The sequence below is a fragment of the Undibacterium sp. 5I2 genome, assembly GCF_035019605.1.
Classification (GTDB): domain Bacteria; phylum Pseudomonadota; class Gammaproteobacteria; order Burkholderiales; family Burkholderiaceae_D; genus Undibacterium.
The window spans coordinates 1-3,736 of record NZ_JASJVS010000119.1; the positions used below are offsets into that span (position 1 = coordinate 1).

The 3,736-nt window shown below is 56.2% G+C and carries 1 protein-coding gene; it reads left to right on the forward strand.

The genetic code is table 11. The features are described 5' to 3' along the window. Positions 1 to 469 precede the first annotated feature (469 nt). Positions 470 to 3,736, forward strand: a 3,267-nt coding sequence (locus QN359_RS19505; RefSeq protein ID WP_323493618.1) for an Ig-like domain-containing protein, incomplete at its 3' end; no start/stop codon positions are given.

The window sequence follows — 3,736 nt, forward strand, 5'->3', positions numbered from 1 at the left end:
TGATTGTGCAGCTACGCAGACTGTTGGCGCCACGGGCAGCATCCGTTTTGAATATCAAGGTGAAGTCAAACCTGGTGCCAGCGGTACGGTGCTATTTCAAGTGAGGGTCGATTAAGTTGTGATAGCGGCATCGCCGCAGCCTGCAACGGTGCGGATCTCCATGGCGCGCATGAGCTTATGCTCATGCGCGATCACATTGCTCTGAGCGTTGCATCAGCCGCGCCATCATCACGTAGCCAGAGCAGATTCCAGCCTGTGTCTTGTGTGATAACGGCCAGCCCACGCCCATGCCGCAAGGTCGGGGGTGAGCTTGATTAAAGCCAAAGGTTTTGAGAAAGACCAACCGGTTGCCGGCAATACGGCTGCGACCGGCTGCAGCAAAAAAAACGTCGCGTGGAAAGCGCCGTGACGGCTTAACACAGACAGTAAAAACAGCGCGTTCGGCGCGTACTTGTGAGCGAAGAAGAGAATGAGGAAAACTATGAAGCGGATGGGTTTAGTCTGGATGAACGCCTTACTGGCGGCATGGCAGGGCCGTTATTTGCGGTTGAGCCGACTGCTGTTGGCACAGGTGATGTTGGCGTTGGCGCTGTTGGGAGCGGTGGGAGCGGCGTGGGCGAAGTTCACGCCCAACGTCATACAGCCCAACCAAATTTCACGTTATACCACGGGATTTAGAGCTCATCCTGGCAATCCTGGTACGTCTGGAAATACTTTATACCGATATGGTGGATACCTTCCTAACGGGGTGTCTATTGCGGGGAATGGCAATCCAGTGACAAATTGTCCGATGACGTTTAATTATTCCGGGAATCATTGGTGGTTTTCGGGCAATGTTAATTTTCCGGTCGGGCAAGAATGTCTGTTCGACTTTGATGTGACGAGTTCGACGCCTGGTACCTATACCGCAGTTCAAGATTGTCAGGATGTTCAGTTGCAATACAATACTTGTATTTCTGGCAACCCTTTGTCGTATACTTTAATTGTACAAAATTCAGTTGCGCCACCACCGCCGCCGTCACAGGCTACTTACCTCTCCGGTGCACGTGTCGTGGGAAGAAGCACGGCACCTGCCGATGGCCAGTCTCAGATCATGTTGGAAGCCTTTGTTAAAAATTCGGATACCGGCCAACCGGTGGTGACCGGTGTCAACTTTAGCCCAGGTCCGTACACTTTTGTCGGTGGCATCAGTCGTTGCATCACCGGTTACGATGGCCGTTGTCGGGTGTCGGTAGTCAGTACCGTGTCCGGAAGAACTTCTTCCAAAATGCTGCCTGATGTTTACGTGTTATATGGCCAAGTTCCTGCGATAGGCGGGGATGGACCTTGGAACGGTCAGACCATGAATTTTGAATTTACCCAAGGCGGCATCACGCCGCCACCGCCGCCTGGTGGCAGCAATGTCTCGGGCGTGCGCGTGGTCGACAGCAGCTCGGCCGCGGCCGATGGGGTGGCCTACGTCACGCTTGAGGGCTATGTGCGCGATGCCACGACCGGGCTGGCGGTAGCGAATGCCGAAGTCAAATTCAATGGCACGCCCGGCGTGACTTTCCGCGGTGTTGATGGGTCGGGCTTGGCGCAAGCTGGTCAGGCTTTCCAGTGCTACACCAATTACGACGGTAAGTGCAGGATCGTGGCGCGCAGTACCGTGCCCGGCCCGAAAAGCACCACTGTGTTGATGACTTACAATAATAATCAAGGCTTCATCCCGATGTATGGGCCGGACGGTCCGTGGAATGCCAGCCCTTTGAACTATCAATTCACCAAGCCCGTCATCAATGGTGGCGTGCGTGTGGTGACCAATGATCAGGCTGCCGATGGCATCGCGCAAAACGTGCTGGAGGTACATGTCTATAGCGGTAACTCGGTCAACGACGCGTATCGATCGAAATGGATTAATTTCACTTGGGCCGGCGGCAGTGCTTCGTGCCAAACCAGCTACGCGGGGTCGTGTCGCGCCAGTATCACCAGCCTAGTACCGGGCCGGATACCGGTCACGGTCACGCTGGCCGAAGACAATTCGCCGCTGCTGATGGCGCATAGCTATGGCAGTGACTATTACCAGTCTGCGCCTATCGATGTCAATTTCGTCGCACCGGGCAGTTTCGATCCGCGGCGTTCGGGCGTCAAAGTTATCAACGATTTGGCTCTGGCCGATGGCGCAGCCTATGATGAACTCGAAGCCTTTATCGGTGACGGTGCCGGACGTCCGGTCAGCGGTGTCGATGTTAACTTCGGGCTGACGCTGGATGTCGAATTTGTTGGCGTTGCCAGTGGCAACGATGCGATCTGCCGAACCAATGCCAGCGGTACTTGCCGCGTGCGTGCCACCAGTTTACGCGACAGTGTGCGCTTTACTACCGTCGTCAACGTCGGTGGCACGCTGTTGAGCGGCACCTTCAATGGCTATACGCCCAGCCCAGCGCGCTATTCATTTAAGAGAAACACCGCACCGATCGGTGTGGTGAATTCTGGTGTGCGCATTGTTGGTGCCAAGATTGTCGCTGGCGATGGGATAGCAACGGTTGTCTTGGAGGGGTTTGCCAGAGATGCCGTGAGCGGGGCCGCAATTGCCAACACCATCGTGCAGTTTGCCGGTACGCCGGGCGTGAGCTTTGCGAGTAATGGAGTTCGCCCGGGCTTGGGTTTGGGCACAAGTTGTATCACCGCTGCGGATGGCCGTTGTCGTGTTGAGGCCAGCAGTTTGGTAGTTGGCCTCAAATCGACGGCAGTGAGCATTCCGGCCAATAACAGTATGGGGCCGATTGCGGCGCAGGGTAGCGATGGTCCTTGGGACAGTGGTCCTTTGCGCTATTCGTTTTCATCCCCCCTCTTTGACGCCAGCAAGTCAGGCGTGCAAGTGTTGCGCGACAATGCCGCGGCCGACAATGTGGAGAGTAATGAACTCAAAGTCTTTATCGGCGACAGCGCCGGTAACGGCATGGCGAATGTCGATGTCAGTTTTGCCAGGACCGCCGATGTTCGTTTCGGCAGCGCGGCATCGCCCGGCGTCGGCACATGCAGGACTAATGCCAGCGGTGAATGCAGTGTGCTCGCTTACAGCCGTATCAATGCCACTTACACGACCGAGGTCAGTGTCAATGGCGTGAAGTTGTTGGGTAAGGACAGCGTGTATACGGCCAGCCCGGCCAAGTATACTTTTAGTGCGGTTATCACACCATTCCTCGGCGATAACGCCGGTGTAAGGATCGTTGGCAGCAGTATTGCGAGTGCCGATGGCGTGGCAACGGTGGTGTTGGAGGCATATATAGTTGACCGTGCGACCGGGCTGCCGCATGCCAATGCCATGATGCAGTTTGCCGCCACACCGGGGGTGAGCTTTTCCAGTAATGGTAATCGCCCTAGCGTCGGCGTCGGAGTCACGTGCACGACCGGCAGTGATGGTCGTTGTCGTGTCGAGGCCAGCAGTTTGGTGGTCGGCGCAAAACTGACTGCAGCTAGCCTCGTCGGTGGTACTGGCAGCTTGGCCATTATTGACGATCCGGTTAGCGGCGTGCCTTGGAATGCGGGTCCCTTGTCCTATGAATTTGCGGCACCGGCCTTCGATGCGAGTAAATCGGGTGTGCAAGTGTTGCGCGATCAAGCCCAAGCCGATGGCCTGGCCTATGATGAATTGGAGGCTTTCATCGCCGACAGCGCAGGTCAGGCGATGGCCAACATGAATGTGCTGTTTGCGGGTACGCCGGAAGTCCAGTTCGGTAGCCTTCCGTATGGG